The sequence below is a fragment of the Nonomuraea sp. NPDC002799 genome (genome assembly GCF_053592075.1).
The window spans coordinates 25,055-46,553 of sequence record NZ_JBSFVA010000010.1 but is presented as its reverse complement, the minus strand read 5'-3'; the positions used below and the strand labels follow the sequence as shown (position 1 = coordinate 46,553).

Genomic DNA, 21,499 nt, shown 5'->3' with positions numbered 1-21,499 from the left:
AAGTGACAGGCCCAGACGGACGGGCCCCGAGTGACGGACCCTGGGTGACGGGTCAGGGACGGGAGGCCGTGCCCAGGAGGGCCAGGTCGTCGGCGCTCAGCGTGAGCGAGGCCGCGGCCAGCAGCGGCCCGAGCTGGTCGACGTTGCGGGCACTGGCGATCGGCGCGGCGACGGTCGGCTGGGCGGCGACCCAGGCCAGCGCCACCGAGGCCGGCGCCACCTCGCGCTCGGCCGCCACCTGGGCCAGCGCCTCCAGCGTCCGGCGCCCGTGCGCCGTCTCCAGATACTCGGCCGCCTTCCCCGCCCGCGGCGAGTCGACGGTCGCACCGGGCGCGTACTTGCCGGTCAGGAAGCCGCGCGCCAGCCCGAAGTACGGCGTGCTGGACAGCCCCTCCCCGGCCACCACGTCCCGGAGCTCCGCCTCGTAGGCGCGCTCGACCAGGTTGTACGGCTGCTGCAACGCCACGTAGCGGACCAGCCCCTCCTCGTCGGAGATCTTGAGGGCCTCCGACAGGCGCGGCGCGGCATAGTTGGACGCCCCGACATAGCGGACCTTGCCCTCGCGCACCAGCGCGTCGAAGGCGCCCAGCGACTCCACCAGCGGCGTGTCGTGATCGTCGGCGTGCGCCCAGTAGAGGTCGATGTAGTCGGTACGGAGGCGGCGCAGCGAGTCCTCGACGGCCGTGCGGATGGTCGCGGGCGCGAGCCCCTTGAGCCCTTCCAGCATGCCGACCTTGGTGGCGAGCACGATGGAGTCACGGTTACGACGCTCGGCCATCCACTCGCCGATGATCGACTCGGAGGTCGACTCGCCGGTCGCCCAGTACGGGTAGACGTCGGCCGTGTCGAGGAAGTTGCCGCCGCCCTCGACGTAGGCGTCCAGGACCGCGAACGAGGTCTCCTTGTCGGCTGTCCAGCCGAAAACGTTGGTGCCGAGCGATATGGGGGAAACGGACAGGGCCGTGGTGCTGATCGATCTCATACGGCTATTATCCGCGGACCGACAAGGAGGCTTCATGCCGCCCCGATTACGCGGTTGCCTGGTCGTCGCCGGTGGCCTGCTCCTGCTCGCCGTAGCCGTGGTGCTCATCGACCCCGGGGAGCTGGTCAAGCCGAAACCCCGTGCCGCAGAGACCGGAACCCCGGCGGAGGTCGTGGCGGAGCATCGGCTCGACGAGCGCCGGATGGAGCTGACGATCAGGTCGGAGGCGCTCGGCGACACCACGAAGGTGCGCCTGCTGCTGCCCGAGGGCTGGGAGTCGCGTACGGACTGGCCGGTGTTGTGGTTGCTGCACGGCGGCCTCGACACCTACACCTCGTGGACCGCCAAGACCGACGCCGAGGCGCTCACCCGCGGCACCGGCGTCCTGGTCGTGATGCCGGACGGCGGCAGATGCGGCAGCTACTCCGACTGGTGGAACGGCGGCGACGGCGGCCCCCCGCGCTGGGAGACCTACCATCTCAAGGAGCTGCTGCCGCTGCTCGAAGCCCGTTACCGGGCCGGCCCAGAGCGGGCCGTCGCGGGTTACTCGATGGGCGGGCAGGGCGCCATGCTGTACGCGGCGAAGGGCCGGTTCAAGGCGGCGGCCTCCTTCAGCGGCGCCGTGCACATCCTCGCCCCCGGCGTCCCCCAGGCGGTGATGGCCGGGACCACGCTCGGCTGCTTCGGCACCGACTGGAAGCGCGTCTGGGGCGATCCGGCGGAGCAGCGGGACGTCTGGCGCGCGCACAACCCCTATGACCAGGCGGAACGGCTCGAAGGTGTCGAGCTGTACGTGGCGGCCGGGGAGGGCGATCTGGTGGAGGACCTGGCGAACCGGGCGGCCAGGGCGTTCGCCGGGCGGCTGGACGAGCTGGACATCCCGGTGCGCACCCACTTCTACCGTGGCGGGCACCAGCACACCTACTGGCAGCGGGAGCTGCACCGGGCGTACCCGATGCTCATGAATGCGATCGGCGCGCGCTGACCCCCGCCGCCGCGACGGCGAGCCGATCCGGCTGACCGGTCACCGGATCGGCCCCGTCGCGGAACTCATCGCCCGTCCGCTCGTCCAGCAGCTCGTCCAGCGCCGTGCGCAGGTGGCCCAGCAGGCCCCACACGTCGTCCATCCGTTCGGGACAGGCCACGATGCCGAAGTCGAGCATGCCGTCGTAGGAGAAGCAGGTGATGTTCAGGCCGCCGCTCATGTCCGTCAGGACGGACAGCGGATAGTACGACAGCACCCTTCCGCCGCACAGGTAGAGCGGGAACTGCGGGCCCGGCACGTTGCTGATGATCAGGTTGATCGGCGGGAACGCCAGCCCGGCCAGCTTGAAGATGGCCGGCGTGGCCAGGCTGGTGATCGGTGCCGGCAGCAGCGAGCACAACTCGCTCAGCCACGTCGCCGGAGCCTGCGCGAACCGCCGTTTGGCCCGGCCCATGGTCGCGCCGACGACGCGCAGCCGCTCCTTGGGGTCCGGCACGTTGGTGGGCATGGGGGCGACCATGGCGGAGATCTGGTTGCCGACCACGTCCTTGGCTCCGGCCGTACGGACCGCCACGGGGACGGCCACGATCAGCGGCGCCTCCGGCAGCGCGTCCCGCTCCCGCAACCACGAGCGCAGCGCCGAGGTGCACAACGTCATGACGACGTCGTTGACGCTCAGGCCGTTGGCCTTGGCGACGTTCTTGACGTCCTTGAGCGACAACGAGCCGAACGACACGTGCCGGCGCGCGCTGAGCGGTCCGCTGAGCGGGGTGCGCGGCACGGTGAGACTGGGCAGCTCGCTGCGCTGGTGCCGGTCGCCGGAGACGAGGCGCGCGGCCTTGGCGATCAGCTTCGCGCCCGGCATCCCGGCGGCCAGCGGAATGGCGTCCAGGTCGCCCGCGGCCCTGACCACGGACTGGACGGCGCGCACGGGATGAGTCGCGGTGCGGACGGCGGCTCCGGTCAGCATCTCCATCAGCCCCGGCCCGTCCGGCGTCGGGTGCGGTGTCGCAGCGGCGCGCCGTTGCTCGTCCGCCGCGAGTCGCGGCGCAGTGCCGTCCGGGAGCGGCGGCGCGGCGGTGGGCCGCCGGACGTCCGGAGTGAGATCGAGCAGGGTGGCGAGGGTCTCCGCGCCCGAGATGCCGTCGATGGCCGCGTGGTGCACCTTCGTGTAGACGGCGACCCGGTCATCGCCGAGCCCGTGGATCAGGTGCATCTCCCACAGCGGGTGCGCCCGGTCGAGCCTGCGCGTGTGGATCTCCGCCACGGCCTCGGCCAGCTGCCAGTCGCCTCCCGGATCGGGCAACGTCATCTCGTGCAGGTGGTGGTCGATGTCGAAGCCGGGATCGGCCACCCAGTAGGGGAGGTCCAGCCCGAGCGGGACCTCGGACAGCCGGAGACTGAGCGCGGGCGACAGATGCACGCGCTCGCGCAGCAGCTCGGCCAGCGCGGCCCTGGTGACCGCACCGTCGGCCGAGTGGAGGATCGCCAGCCCGGCCACGTGCGCGGCGGTGGTCGCCGTCTCGACATTGAGGAACTGGGCGTCGAGTGCGGTGAGCTGACGCATCTGCTCTCCTTTTCTCGTGATCTGCACAGCATCACAGGGGAGGATGTCCGTACGGTTTCCGCGAGAGTCTTTCAGATGAATTCAGGTGCGCCGTGCCGGCGAATAGGAAATGACCTGCTCAGCCGGGATCGGTGACATTTACCTATCCATTGACCACGTGTAGGGGATGCCGCACGACCGCGTCGAACAGGTAGCCGAAGGGATGCCGCAAGGTCGTCAGCGGTTGGGTGGCGCCGGTCTCGTCGGTGGCTCGCGCCATGAGCGTATACGCTCCGGTGCGCCGTGGCGACCACGAGATGTGCCAGGGCAACCAGGCGCCGACCAGGCGCTGACCACGGTGCTCCGCCCTGCGCCAGCTCAGCCCGCCGTCGAAGCTGACCTCCACCCGGACGATTCTGCCCCGTCCTGACCAGGACCTTCCGTGCAGGATGTGCGGGCCGCCGACGGGCAGACGCGCATTCCAGGCGAGCTCGAAAGCGCTCTTCACCGGTTGCGTCGTGACGTCACGATAAAAGACCGTGTCCCACGGGCTGTGCAGCTTTTTCGTGGAAACTTCTATGTCGCCGAGCCATTTGATGGACGCTATTCCCACCCATCCCGGCACCACCAGTCGCACCGGAAATCCATGGTCGGGAGGCAGCGGGCGGCCGTTCATCTCATAGGCCACCAGGACGTCGTCCATGGCCTTGCCGAGCGGCAGCGGCCTGCGTACGTGCCCGTAGTCCTCGAACGGCGCGTCCAGCCCCGTGGGCAGCACGTCCACCGCACCGGGCAGCAGCCCGGCCTCCTTCAGCAGGTACGCCAGCGGCACCCCGCGCCACCGCGCCACCCCGATCGCCCCCAGCCCCCACTGCGTCCCCGGCGCGGGGTCGTGCTGTTGCGTCCCGTAGAACCGCCGGCCGTTGCCCGCGCACTCGATCGCCGCGTCGTAGGTCCGCGACGGCATGGCGAGCAGTTCCTCGTAGCCGAAGTCGCGCGGACATCGCACGCCCGCCCCGTGCACCCGCAGCCGCCAGGTGGTGGCGTCGATGAGCGGGGTGGAGGTGTGGTTGCGCACGAAGAACCGGTCGTTCGGGGTGTGGTACCCCTGCCCCGACATGGCCTCCCACCGCATCTCGACGTTCTCTCCGTGCACCCTGAACAGGTGATCGGGCAGCGGCTTCACGATCGTCGCCAGGGTCTGCTTCATAGACGCCACCTCCGTAATACCTATTTCCTACCTGGAAACCATTTAATCTCCTCGCGCTGTTCCCCCGCACCCCGCCTGGCCAAACTCTGCCGGAACGTTCCATTCCATCTCTCCTGGCCTTACCCGGCCGCCGGAAGGGAGGAACCGCCTCCGGCGCCAGATCCTGGTCAGGCGATCCCGCCGCGGCGCGGGGGATGAGCAGGCCGTCTCCAAAGGGCAGGACCTTCTCTCTTAGCCATTTAGGTGACGAGTAGGCTCAGACCCGCTCATTTCGCCCGATATGTATGAGGAGATGCGTGAGAACCCAGGTGCTGGCCAGGATTTCAGGGGTGGCTCTCGCCGTTGCGGCCGTGCTTGTCGTGGCCGGCCACTTCGAAGCGGACGACAACCTGTCCGCGTTCGGCAGCACGATCAGTGACTTCGCCGCCTCGGACAGGGGCGGGGCCGTGGAAACCGGCATGTTCGTCGCAGGTGTGGCGTCATTGATTCTGCTGGTGGTCCTGCGCGCCACCCGGGCGCCGCTGACCAGGACCACCATCGCGCTGCTGCTGTTGTGGAGCGTCGGCGTGATCGCCTCCGCCGTGATCCCCACCAACCCGGCGGGCATGGACCTGACCACGACCGGCTACGTTCATCGCTACGTCTCCTTCGCGGCCTTCGCCGTCCTTCCCGTAGCCGGCCTCATCCTGGCCCGCCATCTGTCGCGGCAGCCGAGCTGGCGCGGGGTGGCCGCCCCTGTGCGCGGGCTGGCGATCGTCGTCCTGGCGGCCGGCGCGGCCATGCTGTTCGCCGCGTTCCCGGGGCACCGCGTCCTGATCGGGCTCGCCGAGCGGCTGCTGGTCCTCGCCGCCATCGGCATGCTGGGCGTACTCAATGTCCGGGCACACCGGCTGGCGCGCGGATGAGGTCTTCTGACGCATGAGGTACCCCGTGGTACGGGCCGCCCGCCGGATGCGCATCGCGTTCCGCCCGTGCCAGGCCAGCACATAGCAGGCGAGCAGCGCAGCGGCCCCGTCGGCGCCTCCCAGGATCACGCTCCGCACCAGGTCGTAGCCGCTCACCGCGGCCCGATCGGTCATCGCCCCGGCGGTAGCGCCGGCGATCGCCGCCAGCGCGACCGCGACCGGCACCGCGCGGCGCCGCCTGGCCGCCACCTTCGGTACCGCGCCGCGCCGCCTGGCCGCCGCCCCTGGCACTGCGCCGCGCAGCCCGGCCGTCACCCCCGGCAGCCGTTCCGGCCGGGCCGGGGTCCGCCGGTACCAGAGCACGAGCCATCCGGCCAGAGTCGCCAGACCGCCTGCCGAGCCGGCGTACATGAGCACGTTGAACACCCGATGCGGGCCGACGACCGGCAGGCGCAGCACCTGCCAGTGAGCCACCGCGAACCCGCCCGCCTGCGTGAACCCGTCCCAGACCAGATGCGTGGCCATTCCGGCGAGCAGCGCCGCCACCACCGCCGCGGGCGCCGGCCGCGCCGCGTCGGGCAGCCGGGCGCGCAACCCTTCGGGGGCCAGCGCGGTCAGCGGCGCCCGGACCACCCGGTGGAACAGCACCAGCAGCACCGCGCCCGCCGGCACTCCCAGCAGGGGCCCCCACCACGCGTGCGTGCTCGCCGACGAGAACGGCAGCGGCAGGTAGTACGGCAGATCGGGCACCATCGCCCCGACCGCCAGCGCGGACGGCGGCAGCCACCGCCGCATCGGCAGGATCGCCGCGACATGGCTCAGCGTGAACGGCACACGGCATTATCGTTCATGCGATCAGGACCGAGGGCGGCCGTTGCCCGGCAGCGGGCTGACGGGTGCCTGGCCGGGTTTGGTGGAAGGTGGAGGATCGTGACCGGTACGTGGTGGTGGGACCTGGTGATCGGCGTGGCGGTCGCGGTGGTGGTGTCGTGGGCCGCGTTGGTGGTCGCGCTGGCCGTCGTCCGTCCCCGGGGTGGGGTGTTGCGGGAGTCTCTGCGGCTGCTGCCGGACATGTTGCGACTTGTACGGCGGCTTGCCGCTGATCACACGCTTCCTCGCGGCGTACGCATCCGCCTGGGGCTGTTGCTCGTCTACCTGGCCTTCCCTATCGACCTGATTCCGGACTTCATCCCCGTCCTCGGGTACGCCGACGACGTCATCATCGTGGCGGTGGTGCTCAGATCGGTCGTACGGCGGGCCGGGCCGGCGGCCGTCGAACGGCATTGGCCGGGAAGCGCGGACGGGTTCGCGGCACTGGCACGGCTCACAGGGCTGAAGGGACCCCTGGAGGAATCCGCCTAGCCCCACCCGCCTCAGCGCCCCAAAAACCCCAGCAACCGCTCCAACGGCCACGTATTGATGACATCCTCCGACGTCAGCCAAGCCCGCTGCGCGATCCCCACCCCGAACCGCTGATGACCCAGATGCGGGATCGCATGCGAATCACTGTCGATCGAGAACTTCACTCCATGATGCTTGGCCAGCCGCACCAGATCACTCGGCAGATCGGACCGGTCGGGATAGGAGTCGATCTCCATGGCCGTCCCGGTGCGGGCGGCCGCGCGGAAGACGGCGTCCCAGTCGGCGTCCACGGGCTCCCTCTTGCCGATCTTGCGCGTGGTGGGATGCCCGATGATGTCGACGTACGGATTCTCGCAGGCGGTGATGAAGCGGCGGGTCATCTCGTCCCTGGGCATGCCGAAGTGCGAGTGCACCGAGGCCACGCACACGTCGAACTCGCGCAGCACCTCCTCGGGCCAGTCGACGGACCCGTCGGGGGCGATGTTGAGCTCGGTGCCGTGCAGGAGCCGCATGTCAGGATATTTCTGCTGAAGCTTTGCCACCTGCCCCCGCTGCTCCAGCGCCTTGTCCAGAGTCATCCGCTGCATCGTCAGGTCGGGCGCGTGGTCGGTGACCGCGTAATAGGCGTAACCCCGGGCGTGGCCGGCCGCCACCATGTCCTCCAGCGAGGCGATGCCGTCCGTCAGGTCGGTGTGCGTGTGCAGGTCGCCCCGGAGGTCGGCCAGCTCCACCAGCGCCGGCAACTCGCCCCGCAGCGCCGCCTTGACCTCCCCGCCGTCCTCCCGCATCGGCGGCGGCACGAACTGCATGCCGAGGGCGGCGTAGATGTCCTCCTCGGAGTCGGCGGCGATCACCCGCTCGCCCTCGAACAGCCCGTACTCGGACAACTTCCAGCCCTTCTTCACCGCCATCTCCCTGATGGCGACGTTGTGCTCCTTGGAACCCGTGAAGTACTGCATGGCGGCGCCCCACGACCCGGCGGGCACCACGCGCAGGTCCACCTGGGTGCCGGAGGTCGTGCGGATCGAGGTCTTCTTGTCGCCCGCCGCGATGACGTCGGCGACGTAGGGCTGGGCGCGGAAGTCGTCCATGATGGACTCGGGCGCGACCGCGAGGATGTCGATGTCGCCGATGGTGTCCTTCATGCGCCGCAGCGACCCCGCGTAGGCGATGCGCTCGGCCGTCAGCGACGCCATCACCTGCTCGGCCAGCGACATGGCGACGCCGATGTGCACCCGGCGGCCGGACTGCTCAAGCTGCTCGACGCCCTTGAGCAGGTTGGCCAGGGTCTTGGGGCCGAGGCCCTTGACGCCGTCGAGCCGCCCCGACGTGACCGCCTCGCTGAGCGCGGCGGGGGAGTCGATGCCGAAGTCCTCGAACAGCATGATGGCCGTCTTCGGCCCCAGCGTCGGCACCCGGGTCAGCTTGCGCACGCCCTCGGGCACCCGCCCCCGCAGGTCGTCGAGCTGGCGGAAGCTCCCGCGCTGGAGGAACTCCTCCATCTTCTTCGCGATCGCCTCGCCCACGCCGGGAACGCCGCGCACATCGACGACCGAGATGTCCTCCGGGAACCCCGCGATCGCCTTGGCCGCCTTCTGGTAGCTCCGCACCCGGAAGGCGTCGCCGCCGCAGAGCGCGAACAGCTCCGCGTATTCCTGCAGCGCCGACGCCGCCTCCTCATTTGCCCGCATGCCCATACTTTAGGGCGCGGCTCCGACAATCCCGAGCCGCACCAGCGCACCTCACGCGGCCGGTACGACGCCGGGAAGCCGTCCCCGCACCAGCGCACCTCACGCGGCCCGTACGACGCCGCGCGTCAACGCCGCACAGGGGCGGTGCCGCTGTCGTAGGTGTCGCGGGCGGCGGTGACCTGTTCGATGTGCGTCTCGGCCCAGCTCTTGATGGCCTGCATCACGGGCAGCAGGCTGATGCCCAGCGGGGTGAGGGCGTAGTCGACCCGTACCGGGACAGAGGGTGTGACCGACCGGGAGACCAGCCCGTCGCGTTCCAGGGTGCGCAGGGTCTGGGTGAGCATCTTCTGGCTGACCCCGGCGACGGTGCGGGAGAGATCGCTGTAGCGCTGCGGGCCGCCGGCGAGCGCGTTGAGCAGCAGGCTCACCCACTTGTCGCTGATGCGGTCGAGGAGCTGGCGGGCCGGGCAGTGCGCGAGGTAGGCGTCGTAGGCGACGCGGGCCTCCGCACGCTGCTGCGCGGCGGTGCGGGTGGTCATCGGGCTCCTCTGCGTGCGATACGCACCTTGAGGTGCGTACTTCCTGTCAGAGAGTAGCTCTCCCTACGGTGGTCCCCAAGTCCTGAGACAAGGGGAGAACTCATGCGTGCAGTCGTCGTCCGTGCCTTCGGCGGGCCCGAGGTGCTGGAGATCGCGGAAACGCCGGTGCCGGTCGCGGGAGAAGGGCAGGTGCTGATCCGGGTCGAGGCCGCGACGGTCAACCCCGTCGACCTGGCCACCCGCTCCGGTGGCCTCTCCGAGGCGGGCCTGTTGCCGGCACGGGAGGTGATCGGCATCGGCTGGGACGTCGCCGGAGTCGTCGAGGAGACGGGCCCGGGAGTCGCCGGATTCGTCCGCGGGGAGCGGGTGATCGGCCTGTCCGACCGGCTCGACGTGCCGCTCGGCGCCCAGGCCGACCATGTCGTGCTCGACGCGGACGCGGTCACCCGCGCGCCGGCGGGCGTCTCACCCGTGGCGGCCGCGACGTTGCCCCTGAACGGGCTCACCGCCGTGCAGGCGCTCGACCGGCTCGGCCTGACCGCCGGGCAGACGCTGCTGGTGACCGGTGCTGCCGGTGCCGTCGGCGGCTTCGCGGTCCAACTGGCCGTGGCGCGCGGGCTCCACGTGGTCGCGGTCGCCGGGGCCGACGATGAGCCACTGGTACGCGGGTTCGGAGCGGCTCTGTTCGTGCCCCGTACGGCACGGCTGGGCGAGGCGGTCCGCACCCTCGTCCCGGGGGGCGTCCACGCGGCACTGGACGCCGCCGTGGTCGGGGCGGCCGCCCTCGACGCGGTCCGCTCAGGTGGGGCCTTCGCCGCGGTGGTCGCGGGTGGAGCGCCGGCGCCGTTGCGCGGCACCCGGGTCTTCAACCACTGGATCCGCGCCGACGGCGCACGCCTGTCCGACCTCGTCGCCTTGGCCGAAGCGGGCTCGCTCACCCTCCGCGTCGCTGAGACCAGGCCCCTGGACCAGGTCGCCGCCGCCCACCGGCGCCTCGCCGAAGGCGGCCTGCGCGGCCGTCTCGTCCTCATTCCCTGAACGCCTACGGGGGAGAGGGCCCGGATCAGAAGCGCACCTCGCGCGGCCGGTACAGCTCTTCGAGAAAGCGCAGCTCCTTCTCCGACAACGACACCGACACGGCGGCCACCGCGTCGTCGACGTGCCGGTCCTTGGTGGCCCCGACGATCGGCGCGTTGACGCCGGGCTGATGGAGCAGCCAGGCCAGCGCGATCTGCGCGGCGGGCAGGCCGCGATCCTGGGAGAGCTGGGCCACCCGGTCGAGGATCAGCTTGTCGTTCTGCGGGTCGTACAGGTAGTCGATGCGCTCGTCCGACCCGGTTCTGGCGGTGGTGGCCGCCGCGCCGGCCCGCGCCAGCACGCCCCGCGCCAGCGGGCTCCACGGGATCATGCCCACGCCCTGGTCGGCGCAGAGCGGCCCCATCTCGCGCTCCTCCTCGCGGAAGAGCAGGTTGTAGTGATTCTGCATGGAGACGAACTTCGTCCAGCCGTTCGCCTCGGCCGCGTGCTGCGCCTTGGCGAACTGCCAGGCCCACATGCTCGACGCGCCGATGTAGCGGGCCTTGCCCGCCTTGACCACGTCGTGCAGGGCCGCCATGGTCTCCTCGATGGGCGTCTCGTCGTCCCAGCGGTGGATCTGGTAGAGGTCCACGTAGTCGGTGCCGAGCCGCGCCAGCGAGGCGTCGACGGCGGCGAAGATGTGCTTGCGCGACAGGCCGCCGTCGTTGGCGCCCTTGCCCATGGGGTAGTAGACCTTGGTCGCCAGCACGTAGTCCTCGCGCCGGGGGAAGATGCGGCGCAGCACCTCGCCGGTCACGACCTCGCTCTCGCCGCGACTGTAGATGTCGGCCGTGTCGAAGAACGTCACGCCCGCGTCGGCCGCCCTGCGCACGATCGGCTCGGCCTCGTCCCGCGCCAGCGCCCATTCCTGCCGCGCGGGATCGCCGTAACTCATCATGCCGAGGCAGAGGCGTGAGACCTGCAAGCCGGTATTGCCAAGCCGTGTGTAATCCATGTCGTCAACGATAGGGTCCGGCCCACCGGTTGATCGATGCGCCCCGGGGGGTCATGGTTGTCCAAAAACGGCGATGACCTTTACAGAGCGGTAGTCGATCAGGTCGATTAGAGGCACGAGCCGGCGGGGGAACGGCGGTTCGTGGCGCGACCGGGATTTGCGGATCTTGAACCGGGGGTGGGGTGGAACACACACGCCGTGGGCTCGTGTCGCGTGCACGTGCCAAATTAGAGATTCTCTCGTCTTCCTCCTGGGTGGGCGGCGCGGGGCTGGTGGCGGGGGGCGTCGGCCTCATCGTGGCGATCGAGACCGGGCTGGCCGGGTCGGGGATGGTGGTCGAGGGCACGCTCACGCTGCTCGTGCTGCTGGCTCTGCACGTCAAGTTCATCACGGAGACCCCGGCGCGCCGGGCCGGATCGTGGTGGATCGTGGCCGTCCAGGCCTGGCTGACGTACCTGCCGCTGCCGGTCTTCGGGGCGGCGTGGACCCCGGTGTGCGCGCTGCTGGTCGGGGCGTTGCTGATGACGGCGGCCCGGATCGGGTCGGTCGTGCTGGTGGTGCTGGCGATGTGCTGCCCCCTGGTGCTGCTCGCCGCGCCGGAACGCTCCATGATTGACCTGGTCTGGGTGATCGCCGGTCCGCTGCTCGGCGTGATGGAGTACGCCCTGGTGACGCTGGCCAGGCGAGCCGCTCAGCTCGCGGAGGCGCGTACCGAGGTCATGAGCAAGGCCGTCGCGCTGGAGCGCCGGCGCTTCACCCGCGACCTGCACGACCTGGTCGGTCACCGGCTCACGGTCCTGGTCCTGAAGGCGCAGCTCGCGCAGCGGCTGGTGGCCGAGGGGGACAAGCGGGCCGAGGATGAGATGACGGAGACGATCGAGCTGCTGCGCAGTCTGTCCGCCGACGTCCGGGCGGTCGCCCACGGCCTGCGCAGCTCCTCGCTGGCGGCGGAGCTGGGCTCGGCCCGCTCGCTGCTGGAGTCGGTACGCGTCCGCTGCCAGATCAGGGTGTCCTGCCACGACCTGCCGGACGAGATGGAGGAGGCCCTCACGCATTCCCTGCGCGAGGGCGTGACGAACGTCCTGCGGCACGCCGAGGCCCGCCAGTGCTCCATCCACCTCCTCGAACGCGAGCGGATGGTCCGCCTGACGATCAGGAACGACGGGGTGCGCCCGCCCCGCCGCCCCGGCGACGCCGGCCAGGGCCTGCTGAACATGGCGGAGCGGGTGTCCGCCCTGGGTGGCTGGCTGGAGGCGACGTCGTCGAGAAGCGGCCAGTTCACGTTCAGCGTGTACGTCCCACGAAAGAAATAACCTCTACCTGGTTAATTGTGTAAAGCTCACAAATGCATATGAGATATCCACATTTCGTCAATGTTACGTGTAACTAGACCCCACCCCTCCGAAGCGGCAATCTTTGAAGCACGCCGCCCAGGAGGTCCGCGCCAGATGGACAAGTATGAGCTGTACTGCCTGGTAGACCCGTATTTCTACGACACCATCGAGCACAGCACGGCCGATGACGCCGACTTTCCTCTTCTGCGCGAGACCGTACCCGCCGGCTGGTCCACCGCCCGCACCGACACGTGGGCCTATTTCGCCCCCGACAATGAGCCGCCGCTTCCCGGCCAAGGGTGGAAAATCCACGTTTCCGCACGAGTGGAAGACGCGGAGAAAGCCATCGCCGCCGTCCGCGACTACTGCTTCCCGAGGGCCATCGCGTTCAAGTTCCTGCGCGGCGCCCCCGTGCTGGTCATGGTCAACTCCAAGGCGGCCTCCCGCGCGTCCAGCGGCAAACTGATCACCATCTACCCCAGGGACGAGGGCCAGCTCGAACTCGTGCTCAAGGAGCTCGACGAGCTCCTGCGCGACGTGCGCGGCCCGTACATCCTGAGCGACCTGCGCTACGGCGCCGGCCCGCTGTTCGTCAGGTACGGCGGCTTCGCCGAGCGCCACTGCCTGTCCGCCGCCGGCGAGCGGGTGCTGGCCGTGGCGGACGGCGACGGGCAGCTCATCCCCGACGTGCGCGGCGCCACGTTCTCGGTGCCGCCGTGGACGACGCTGCCCGGGTTCCTGGAGCCGCATCTGGCCGCGCGCAACGCCGTGACGCTGGGCGGGCTGCCGTACACGATCGAGAGTGTCCTGCACTTCTCCAACGGCGGCGGCGTCTACCTCGGGCGGGACACGAGCACCGGGGAGCGGGTGGTCCTCAAGGAGGCCAGGCCGCACGCCGGCCTCGACGCGGCGGGCCGCGACGCCGTCGCCCGGCTCCGGCACGAGCGCGACATCCTCGAACGCCTGTCGGGACTGCCCGCCGCGCCCGCCCTGCTCGGCTACTTCACGCTGGGCGAGCACCACTTCCTCGTCCAGGAGTTCGTGGACGGCACGCCGTTGCAGCGGCGGCTGGTGTTCGACTACCCGCTGACCCGAGCCACCTGCACCGAGCAGGACCTCGCCGCCTACACCACGTGGGCGGTCGAGACCCTGGAGAACGTGGCGCTGGCGATCACCTCGCTGCACGAGCGCGGGGTCGTCTTCGGCGACCTGCACCCGGACAACATCCTGCTCACCGAGGACGGCCGGGTCGCGCTGATCGACTACGAGGTCGCCACGCTCGCCGGCGACGGGGCCCGCGCGGCGCTCGCCCACCCCGCCTTCGTCCCGCCGGCCGACCGGTACGGCGTGGACGCCGACCGGTACTCGCTCGCGTGCCTGCGCCTCGGTCTGTTCGCGCCGCAGTGCACGATCATGCTGCCACTGCACCGCGCCAAGGTGTTCGACCTCGGGGAGATCGTCAAGGAGACCTTCCCCGTCCCCGGCACGATGGTGGACGAGGCGGTCGCGACCATCGCGGGCGACACCCCACAGGAGGCCGCGTCGATGCCGGATTCCTGGCCCGAGCTGCGCGAGGCGATGTGCCGGGCGATCGTGGCCAGTGCCACCCCGGAGCGGGACGACCGGCTCTTCCCCGGGGACGTGGCCCAGTTCCAGCCCGGAGGCGGGCTCAACCTGGCCCACGGCGCGGCCGGCGTGCTCTACGCGCTCGCCGCCGCCGGGCTGGGGCCCTTCCCCGAGTACGAACGCTGGTTACGCGACCGCGCCCGCCACCCGGCCCCCGGCTCGGGGCTCGGCCTGTACGACGGGCTGCACGGCATCGCGCACGTGCTCGACCTGCTCGGGCACCACCACGACGCCTACGACGTGCTCGACGTCTGCCTGCGCGAGAAGTGGGACGGGCTGGAATCGGCCCTGTTCTCCGGCCTGTCCGGCGTCGGGCTCAACCTGCTGCGCTTCGGCTACACCGACCTGGCCCTGCGCGCGGTGGACATCTGCGCCGGCCGGCTCGCCACCGAGCCCGTCTCCGAGATCAGCGGCGGCGACCATTCGCGCGCCGGGCTGCTGTACGGCTCCTCCGGCCCCGCGCTGCTGTTCCTGCACGCCTACGAGCACACCGGCGACCCGGCGCTGCTCGACCTGGCGGCGACCGCGCTCCGCCAGGACCTGCGGCGCTGCAAGCACGCTCACGACGGCTCCCTCCAGGTCAACCAGGGCTGGCGGCTGCTGCCCTACCTCGGCGAGGGCTCCGCCGGCATCGCACTGGTGCTGGAGCGCTATCTCGCGCACCGGCACGACGAGGAGTTCGCGACCGCGCTGACCGAGCTGCGGCTCGTCGGACGGGCCGGCTTCTTCGTCCAGGCAGGACTGTTCACCGGGCGCGCCGGCATTCTCGCCGCCCGAGCGGGCGACACGCAGGATCACGTCAAGGGGTTGAGGTGGCACGCACTGCCGTACGGCGGCGGGCTGGCCTTCCCCGGTGACCAGCTGCAGCGCCTGTCCATGGATTTCTCGACTGGAACGGCGGGCGTGCTTTTCGCCCTCAGCACAGCGGTGGGCGACCAGCCAGCTCACTTGCCGTTCCTGGAGGCCGCTCCCGAGCGGCCTGTCTCCGACTCACCCCGGAAGGAGGTGTAACTCACATGGTGCTTCTCGACCTCCAGGGTCTCGAGGCCCCCGCGGCCAGTGACGTGGCCAGCGGCGGCAGCACGCTCACCGTTCTCGGATGCCACTCCAACAAGCCGAGCAACCTCAGTGTCGCACTCTGTCACTGATAGCGGCGATATGGGTCCCCGCGTCATCGATAGTGGCGCGGGGACATCATCAATGTTCCCACAAAGGAGGCGCCTCGTGCGCGCGGGAGACCGGTTGGTGATCGGCGCGGTACGGCACAACGGCCCCTGGCCCGCCGTGCTCGCGGTCACGGCGGTCATGGGGGCGGCCGGCGAGCTGGCCCTTCCCTACGCCATCGGCCGCACCGTCGACACGCTCGTCTCCGGCCGGCCGGACGTCATCCCCTGGCCGGCACTCTGCGCCTCTCTCGTCGTCACCGTCATGCTCTGCGAAAGCCTGGGCGTCTGGGCTCGCGGCGCCAGCGGCGCCCACGCCGCGGCCACGCTGCGGCTCGGCGTCCTGCGCCACCTCCTCGGCGCCGGTCCCGCGGCCACCCGCCGTTTCCCCGAAGGCGAGCTCGTCACCCGAGCCGGCCTGAACGCCGAGGAGGTCGGCCGGGCGCCGGAAACGGTGATCAGCGCGCTGGCCCTGCTGGTGCCCACAGCGGGCGCCCTGGTCGCGCTCACCCTCATCGCTCCCGTCCTGACGCTGACGCTCGGGGCGGGCATCGTCGTCATCCTGCTGGCCCTGCGCGCCTTCCTCCGCACCACGACCATCCTCGCGGGCGGTTACCAGGAGGTGCAGGGAGAGATCGCCGCGCGCCTCGTGGACGCCATGGACGGGGCCCGCACCATCGCCGCCGCCGGCACCGAGGCCCAGGAGACCCGGCGCGTGCTCGCGCCCCTGCCCCGGCTGCGCGCCCACGGCATGGACCTGTGGCGGGCCAACGCCACCGCCGCCGTCCAGGCCGGGCTGGTGGTGCCGCTCCTCGAAGTCGCCGTGCTGATCGCCGGCGGATACCTGCTCGCCGCCGGGCAGCTCACCATCGGCGAGTTGTACGCCGCCGCCCGCTACGCCGTCCTCGGTGCCGCGCTCAGCACCGCGCTGGGGCACATCGGGGGCCTGGCCAGGGCGCGGGCCGCCGCCGGGCGGGTCGGCGAGGTCCTCGACCTGCCGCCGGTCGCGCACGGCACGCGGACGCTCCCGCCCGGCTCGGGCACGGTCGAGTTCCGCGACGTCGCGGCCGGCGGTCTGACCGCCGGCGACCTGACGCTGCCGGGCGGGTCGGTGACGGCCGTGGTGGGGCGGTCGGGGTCGGGCAAGTCCCTGCTGGCCGCCCTGGCGGGCCGGCTGACCGACCCCGAGCGCGGCACCGTCCTGCTCGACGGGGTCCCGCTGGGCGAGCTGTCCAGACAAGAGCTGAGAAAGGCCATCGGGTACGCCTTCGAGCGCCCGGTCCTCGTCGGCGAGACGATCGGCCAGGCCATCGGCCCCGGCCACGAGGAGGCGGCCAGGGCCGCGTGCGCGGACACCTTCGTCCGGCGCCTGCCCCTCGGCTACGGCACGCCGCTGCTCGACGCCCCCATGTCCGGCGGCGAACGGCAGCGGCTCGGCCTGGCCAGGGCGTTCGCCCGCGGCGAGCGGCTGCTGGTCCTCGACGACGCCACCTCCAGCCTCGACACCGTGACCGAACGCCAGGTCGGCCAGGCCCTCACCGCCGGCTTCCACGGCCGCACCCGGCTGATCGCCGCCCACCGGCCGGCCACCGCGGCCCGCGCCGACCGGGTCATCTGGCTGGAGGACGGGACGGTGCGCGCCGTGGGACCGCATGACGTGTTGTGGCGGGATCCGGGCTACCGGGCGATCTTCCAGGGAACGGCGTCATGAAGCCCGTCGGCTGCTGGACCGCGCTGCGGCGCGAGCCGCGCCTGCTCGTCCGCATCGGGCTCTGGTCGGTGCTGGAGGCGGCGCCCGCGTTCCTCATCGGGCATGCCATCGCCAGGGCCATCGAGGACGGGTTCGCCCGGGCCGAGCCGCTGGTCGGGCTGGCGTGGCTGGCGGCGCTCGGCGTCACGTGGACGGTGGCCGCGGTGGCCGCGCGGCAGGTCGTGCTGGCCGTGGCCGGCGTGGCGGAGCCGTTCAGGGACGACCTGCTGGCGCACGTCGTGGAGGGGGCCGTGCGGCGGGAGCCGCGCACGGGCGGCGGCAGCGCCGCGGTCGCCCGCGCGGGGCTGCAGGTCGAGCTGGCCAGGGACGCCTTCGCGGCCGTGGTGACGACCGTGCGCGGCTTCGTGTTCACGGTGGTCAGCGTGGTGCTGGGGCTGCTGACGCTGGCTCCGCAGACGCTCGTGCTGGTGCTGCCGCCGTTCGTGGCGGGGCTCGTGCTGTTCCTGGCGTCGCTGCCCGCGCTGGTGCGGCGGCAGCGCGCGTTCCTGCTGGCCGACGAGCACCTGTCCGGCTCGATGACGGCCATGGCGGGCGGGCTGCGCGACATCGAAGCCTGTGACCTGCGCGAATCGGTGAGCGAGCGGCTGCGGCACGACGTCGGCGAGCAGGCGGCCGCCGCCCGCGCGCTGGCCAGGGTGACCGCCGTCCGCACCGCCGCCCTCGCCGTGGGCGGCTGGCTCCCCGTCCTCCTCGTGCTGGCCGGAACCCCGTGGCTGCTGAGCGGCGGCCTCGGAGCCGGCGTGATCGTCGGCACGCTCGCGTACGTGACGCAGTCCCTGGCCCCCGCCCTCGGCGGCCTCGTGCAGGGGCTCGGCGTCAGCGGCAGCACGCTCGCCGCCACCCTGGGCCGCATCCGCGCGGCCGGCCCGCCCGCCGTGCCGGCCCGCCTCCGGATCCGCCCCCGCACCCACGAGGTGCGCCTGCGCGCCGTCACCTTCTCCTACGGCCCTCGTTCCACCCCGGTCGTCGACCGCCTGGACCTCACCGTGCCCGAGGGCGACCACCTGGCGGTCGTCGGGCCCAGCGGCGCCGGCAAGTCCACGCTCGCGGCCCTGATCAGCGGTGTGCTCCGGCCCGGCGACGGCGAGGTCCTGGTCGGCGGCGTCCCCGCCGACCGGCTCGACCCGGCCGTCCGGGTGCTGATCCCCCAGGAGGCGTACGTCTTCCGCGGCACCCTCCTGGAGAACCTGACCTACCTCACCGATCCCGGCGCCGAGCTGGACGCCGCCGTCGCGGCCGTCGGAGCCACGGCGCTGGTGGACGAGCTCGGCGGGTACACGGCCCGGCTCGACCCGAAAACCCTGTCCGCCGGGCAGCGCCAGCTCATCGCCCTGACCCGCGCCTATCTCACCCCGGCGGCGTTGATCATCCTCGACGAGGCCACCTGCCACCTCGACCCCGCCGCCGAGGCGCGGGCCGAGACCGCCTTCGCCCGGCGCGGCGGCACCCTCATCGTGGTCGCCCACCGCCTCACCTCCGCCCTGCGCGCCCGGCGCATCCTGCTCATGGACGGCGCGCAGGCCACCATCGGCACCCACGACGAGCTGGTCAGGATCGCTCCGCTCTACGCCGACCTGGCCGGCCACTGGCATCCGGAGCCCGTGTCATGAGAATTCCAGACAGCTATCCCCCCGCCGAACGCCAGCCCATCACCGACCACCTGCACGGCCACGCCGTCGAGGACCCGTACCGCTGGCTGGAGGACCCCGGCGCCGCCCGCACCGGCGTCTGGCTCGCGGCGCAGGACCAGCAGTGGCGCGAGCACGCCGCCAAGCTGCCCCAGCGCGAGCGCTTCCTGGCCAGGCTCGTCGAGCTCCGGGACACCGGCCTGGTCACCTCGCCCGTGTGGCGCGGCGACCAGCGGTTCCACCTGCGCCAATCCACCTCCCAGGAGCACCCGGTGCTCTACTGCGACGACCGGATCGTGCTGGACCCCATGGAGCTCGACCCCACCGGGCTCACCACGCTCGACGACTGGCAGCCCGACCTGGAGGGCCGCCGCCTGGCGTACCAGATCTCGCGCAGCGGCGACGAGCGCGCCGACCTGTACGTCCGGGACCTCGGCACGGGCGAGGTCGTCGACGGCCCCATCGGCGGCTGCCGCTACTCCGCGATCGCCTGGCTGCCCGGCGGTGAGGCGTTCTACTACGTGCGCTTCCACGAGGGCGTCCACCTGCACCGGATCGGGAAGAGCGAGGACGTGCCGGTCTTCGCCCGTGGGCCGATCTCCTACAGCGTGCAGATCAGCGCCGACGGCCGCTGGTTGACGATCTCGGCGGGCACGGCGACGGGCAACGAGCTCTGGCTGGCCGACCTGGCCGGCCGCGACCCGGCCGAGCCGCGGCCGCGTCCCGTACAGGAGGGGTCGCACGCCCGCACGGCCGGCGCGGTGGCCTGCGACGGCCGCCTCTACCTGCTCACCGACCGGGACGCCCCCCGGCGCAGGCTCTGCGTCGCCGACCCGGCCACGCCGGACGTCTGGCACGAGCTGGTCGCCGAGGACCCGGAGGCGGTCCTGGGCACGTTCACGGTGCTGGACGGCGACCGGCTGCTCGTCTCCAGGACGCGGCACGCGGTCGGCGAGATCGCCGTGCACCACGCGCGCACGGGCGAGCGGCTCGGCGCGGTGCCCCTCCCCGGCAGCGGCTCGATCGCCTCGCTCAGCTCGCGCCCCGGCGGCGGCCCCGAAGCCTGGTTCACCTACACCGACGCCGTCACCCCCGCCGAGATCTGGCACTACGACGCCCGCACCGACGCCACCACCCTCTGGTCGGCCGCGCCGGGCCGCCCCGTGCTGCCCGACGTGCACAGCCACCACGTCGAGTACGTCTCGGCCGACGGCACCCGCGTGCGCATGGTCGTCGTCGCGCTCCCCTCACGCGGCGGCCCCCGCCCGGCCATCCTCAGCGGGTACGGCGGCTTCGGCATCCCCCTGCTGCCCGGCTACGCCGCCGACTCCCTGGCCTGGGTCGAGGCCGGCGGCGTGCTGGCCATCGCCAACCTGCGGGGCGGCGGCGAGGAGGGCGAGGCGTGGCACCGGGACGGCATGCTGGATCGCAAGCAGAACGTGTTCGACGACTTCGTCGCGGCGGCCGAGAAGCTGATCGCCGACGGGTGGACGACGCCGGGGCAGCTCGGCATCTGGGGCGAGTCGAACGGCGGCCTGCTCGTCGGCGCCGCCCTCACCCAGCGGCCCGACCTGTTCGCCGCGGCCGTCTGCTCGGCCGGGCTGCTCGACATGGCCCGCTACCACCACAGCGGCCTCGGCCCCTCGTGGACCGGCGAGTACGGCGATCCCGGCGACCCTGAGCAACTCGGCTGGCTGCTCGGCTACTCGCCCTACCACCGTGTCAAGAAGGGCACCGACTACCCGGCGACGCTGTTCACGGTCTCGGCCGGGGACACGCGGGTGGACCCGATGCACGCCCGCAAGATGTGCGCCGCGCTGCAGTGGGCCACCGGGGGAGACCGGCCGATCCTGCTGCGGCACGAGCTCGACGTGGGGCACGGGGCGCGCGCGGCCAGCCGGTCGATCGGCCTGGCGGCCGACGTCCTGGCCTTCCTGGCCGCACACACCGGGGCCGGCCCGGCCTGAAAGAGCCGGTTCGAAGGGGGCCCCGCCTGAAGGAGGGGCCCCGCAGATCGCCGCGCCTCAGATCCAGCCGGATTCCCTGGCGATCCTGATGGCGTCGATCCGGCTGCGCGCCCCCAGCTTGGCCGTGGTCTTGGAGAGGTAGTTGCGCACGGTGCCCTCCGCGAGGAACAAGGTCGCCGCGATCTCCCCGATCGACGCCCCGTCCGCCGCCGCGCCGATCACGTCCAGCTCGCGCTGCGTCAGCGGCGCCTCCGTCGAGCGCATCGCCGCGATGGCCAGCTCCGAGTCGATGACCCGCTCGCCCTCGGCCACCCGGCGGATCCCGTCGGCCAGCCGCCCGGCCGGCGCGTCCTTGGCCATGAACCCCCGGACGTGGGCGTCCAGCGCCCGCTTGAGCAGCCCCGGAGTGCCGACGCCGGTCAGGATCAGCACCCCGCACTCGGGTAACTGGGCGTGTAACTCGCCCGCGGCCGACAGGCCGTCCTTGCCGGGCAAGGCGATGTCGATCACCGCGACGTCGGGCCGGCAGGCGTTGGCCGCGGCCAGGATGCGATCACCTCGTTCGACCTCGGCCACGACCTCGATGTCGTCTTCGTAGGCCAGCAGCGCCACGAGCGCGCCTCGTACCAGATGCATGTCCTCAGCGAGCAACGTTCGAATCACCATGCGTCCTTGCGGTCGACCAGGCTTGCAACGGACTGCGGGCCCCTTCATCCTGACCTATCGGCTCGACTGTTGAAAGTCCCCTCAGACAAGCG

The 21,499-nt window shown here is 71.8% G+C and carries 17 protein-coding genes and 1 pseudogene; 10 read left to right on the top strand and 8 right to left on the bottom strand.

Annotated features, from left to right (window positions below; all coding sequences use genetic code 11):
- Positions 1–52: 52 nt before the first annotated feature.
- Positions 53–982 (bottom strand): aldo/keto reductase, encoded by a 930-nt coding sequence (locus ACWD0F_RS19980; protein WP_449877426.1) that lies wholly within the window; start codon positions 980–982, stop codon positions 53–55.
- Positions 983–1,016: 34 nt separating this feature from the next.
- Between ACWD0F_RS19980 and ACWD0F_RS19975 the strand changes: the two genes are divergently transcribed.
- A complete protein-coding gene (locus ACWD0F_RS19975; protein ID WP_449877425.1) occupies positions 1,017–1,967 on the top strand; it encodes an alpha/beta hydrolase in 951 nt (316 codons plus the stop codon).
- Here ACWD0F_RS19975 and ACWD0F_RS19970 read toward each other — a convergent pair.
- Both ACWD0F_RS19970 and ACWD0F_RS19965 read right to left on the bottom strand, forming a co-directional pair.
- Positions 1,942–3,534 carry a WS/DGAT/MGAT family O-acyltransferase gene (locus ACWD0F_RS19970; protein ID WP_449877423.1) on the bottom strand — a complete coding sequence of 531 codons (1,593 nt, stop codon included), beginning with the start codon at positions 3,532–3,534 and terminating at the stop codon, positions 1,942–1,944. The genes ACWD0F_RS19975 and ACWD0F_RS19970 overlap by 26 nt on opposite strands.
- A gap of 142 nt (positions 3,535–3,676) precedes the next feature.
- Complete coding sequence (locus ACWD0F_RS19965) at positions 3,677–4,723, bottom strand: sulfite oxidase (RefSeq protein WP_449877421.1); 1,047 nt, start codon at positions 4,721–4,723, stop codon at positions 3,677–3,679.
- 284 nt (positions 4,724–5,007) lie between these two features.
- On the opposite strand from ACWD0F_RS19965, the gene ACWD0F_RS19960 reads away from it, so the two are divergent.
- Positions 5,008–5,628, top strand: a complete 621-nt coding sequence (locus ACWD0F_RS19960; RefSeq protein ID WP_449877821.1) for a DUF998 domain-containing protein — start codon at positions 5,008–5,010, stop codon at positions 5,626–5,628.
- Positions 5,629–5,721: 93 nt separating this feature from the next.
- Here the strand turns inward: ACWD0F_RS19960 and ACWD0F_RS19955 are convergent.
- Positions 5,722–6,462 (bottom strand): annotated as a pseudogene (locus ACWD0F_RS19955) (DUF4184 family protein); the annotation flags it as partial.
- A gap of 96 nt (positions 6,463–6,558) precedes the next feature.
- Here ACWD0F_RS19955 and ACWD0F_RS19950 point away from each other — a divergent pair.
- Positions 6,559–6,990, top strand: a complete 432-nt coding sequence (locus ACWD0F_RS19950; RefSeq protein ID WP_449877419.1) for a YkvA family protein — start codon at positions 6,559–6,561, stop codon at positions 6,988–6,990.
- 11 nt (positions 6,991–7,001) lie between these two features.
- Here the strand turns inward: ACWD0F_RS19950 and polX are convergent, their stop codons facing one another.
- The gene (polX, locus tag ACWD0F_RS19945) at positions 7,002–8,681 is read right to left on the bottom strand and encodes a DNA polymerase/3'-5' exonuclease PolX (RefSeq protein WP_449877417.1); all 1,680 of its coding nucleotides are present in this window, start codon (positions 8,679–8,681) and stop codon (positions 7,002–7,004) included.
- Positions 8,682–8,806: 125 nt separating this feature from the next.
- The gene (locus ACWD0F_RS19940) at positions 8,807–9,220 is read right to left on the bottom strand and encodes a winged helix-turn-helix transcriptional regulator (RefSeq protein ID WP_449877415.1); all 414 of its coding nucleotides are present in this window, start codon (positions 9,218–9,220) and stop codon (positions 8,807–8,809) included.
- Positions 9,221–9,322: 102 nt separating this feature from the next.
- On the opposite strand from ACWD0F_RS19940, the gene ACWD0F_RS19935 reads away from it, so the two are divergent.
- Entirely contained in the window at positions 9,323–10,258 is a 936-nt protein-coding gene (locus tag ACWD0F_RS19935) for an NADP-dependent oxidoreductase (RefSeq protein ID WP_449877413.1), read from the top strand.
- Positions 10,259–10,283: 25 nt separating this feature from the next.
- On the opposite strand, the gene ACWD0F_RS19930 is transcribed toward ACWD0F_RS19935, so the two are convergent.
- On the bottom strand, positions 10,284–11,252 hold the full coding sequence (locus ACWD0F_RS19930; RefSeq protein WP_449877412.1) for an aldo/keto reductase: 969 nt from the start codon (positions 11,250–11,252) through the stop codon (positions 10,284–10,286).
- A gap of 254 nt (positions 11,253–11,506) precedes the next feature.
- Here ACWD0F_RS19930 and ACWD0F_RS19925 point away from each other — a divergent pair, with 254 nt between their 5' ends.
- From ACWD0F_RS19925 to ACWD0F_RS19900, 6 genes are all read left to right on the top strand, one after another.
- A complete protein-coding gene (locus ACWD0F_RS19925; RefSeq protein WP_449877411.1) occupies positions 11,507–12,565 on the top strand; it encodes a sensor histidine kinase in 1,059 nt (352 codons plus the stop codon).
- Between the two features lie 135 nt (positions 12,566–12,700).
- Positions 12,701–15,223, top strand: coding sequence for a class III lanthionine synthetase LanKC (lanKC, locus tag ACWD0F_RS19920; RefSeq protein WP_449877409.1), 2,523 nt, complete (start codon positions 12,701–12,703; stop codon positions 15,221–15,223).
- Between the two features lie 5 nt (positions 15,224–15,228).
- Positions 15,229–15,360, top strand: a complete 132-nt coding sequence (locus ACWD0F_RS19915; RefSeq protein WP_449877407.1) for a SapB/AmfS family lanthipeptide — start codon at positions 15,229–15,231, stop codon at positions 15,358–15,360.
- A 76-nt stretch (positions 15,361–15,436) separates the two neighbouring features.
- On the top strand, positions 15,437–17,086 hold the full coding sequence (locus ACWD0F_RS19910) for an ABC transporter ATP-binding protein (protein WP_449877405.1): 1,650 nt from the start codon (positions 15,437–15,439) through the stop codon (positions 17,084–17,086).
- Positions 17,083–18,756 carry an ATP-binding cassette domain-containing protein gene (locus ACWD0F_RS19905; RefSeq protein ID WP_449877403.1) on the top strand — a complete coding sequence of 558 codons (1,674 nt, stop codon included), beginning with the start codon at positions 17,083–17,085 and terminating at the stop codon, positions 18,754–18,756. The genes ACWD0F_RS19910 and ACWD0F_RS19905 overlap by 4 nt, the downstream gene beginning before the upstream one ends.
- Entirely contained in the window at positions 18,753–20,741 is a 1,989-nt protein-coding gene (locus ACWD0F_RS19900) for a prolyl oligopeptidase family serine peptidase (RefSeq protein WP_449877401.1), read from the top strand. Before ACWD0F_RS19905 ends, ACWD0F_RS19900 begins: the two co-directional genes overlap by 4 nt.
- A 57-nt stretch (positions 20,742–20,798) precedes the next feature.
- On the opposite strand, the gene ACWD0F_RS19895 is transcribed toward ACWD0F_RS19900, so the two are convergent.
- Positions 20,799–21,404 carry a response regulator transcription factor gene (locus tag ACWD0F_RS19895; protein WP_449877819.1) on the bottom strand — a complete coding sequence of 202 codons (606 nt, stop codon included), beginning with the start codon at positions 21,402–21,404 and terminating at the stop codon, positions 20,799–20,801.
- Positions 21,405–21,499 lie beyond the last annotated feature (95 nt).

What these genes read in the sequence shown, in the direction of transcription:
- ACWD0F_RS19940 (WP_449877415.1), bottom strand. Translation starts at nt 9,220, where the DNA reads ATGACCACCCGCACCGCCGCGCAGCAGCGTGCGGAGGCCCGCGTCGCC.
- ACWD0F_RS19905 (WP_449877403.1), top strand. Translation starts at nt 17,083, where the DNA reads ATGAAGCCCGTCGGCTGCTGGACCGCGCTGCGGCGCGAGCCGCGCCTG.
- ACWD0F_RS19980 (WP_449877426.1), bottom strand. Translation starts at nt 982, where the DNA reads ATGAGATCGATCAGCACCACGGCCCTGTCCGTTTCCCCCATATCGCTC.
- polX (WP_449877417.1), bottom strand. Translation starts at nt 8,681, where the DNA reads ATGCGGGCAAATGAGGAGGCGGCGTCGGCGCTGCAGGAATACGCGGAG.
- ACWD0F_RS19960 (WP_449877821.1), top strand. Translation starts at nt 5,008, where the DNA reads ATGAGGAGATGCGTGAGAACCCAGGTGCTGGCCAGGATTTCAGGGGTG.
- ACWD0F_RS19915 (WP_449877407.1), top strand. Translation starts at nt 15,229, where the DNA reads ATGGTGCTTCTCGACCTCCAGGGTCTCGAGGCCCCCGCGGCCAGTGAC.
- ACWD0F_RS19930 (WP_449877412.1), bottom strand. Translation starts at nt 11,252, where the DNA reads ATGGATTACACACGGCTTGGCAATACCGGCTTGCAGGTCTCACGCCTC.
- ACWD0F_RS19970 (WP_449877423.1), bottom strand. Translation starts at nt 3,534, where the DNA reads ATGCGTCAGCTCACCGCACTCGACGCCCAGTTCCTCAATGTCGAGACG.
- lanKC (WP_449877409.1), top strand. Translation starts at nt 12,701, where the DNA reads ATGGACAAGTATGAGCTGTACTGCCTGGTAGACCCGTATTTCTACGAC.
- ACWD0F_RS19900 (WP_449877401.1), top strand. Translation starts at nt 18,753, where the DNA reads ATGAGAATTCCAGACAGCTATCCCCCCGCCGAACGCCAGCCCATCACC.
- ACWD0F_RS19935 (WP_449877413.1), top strand. Translation starts at nt 9,323, where the DNA reads ATGCGTGCAGTCGTCGTCCGTGCCTTCGGCGGGCCCGAGGTGCTGGAG.
- ACWD0F_RS19965 (WP_449877421.1), bottom strand. Translation starts at nt 4,723, where the DNA reads ATGAAGCAGACCCTGGCGACGATCGTGAAGCCGCTGCCCGATCACCTG.
- ACWD0F_RS19975 (WP_449877425.1), top strand. Translation starts at nt 1,017, where the DNA reads ATGCCGCCCCGATTACGCGGTTGCCTGGTCGTCGCCGGTGGCCTGCTC.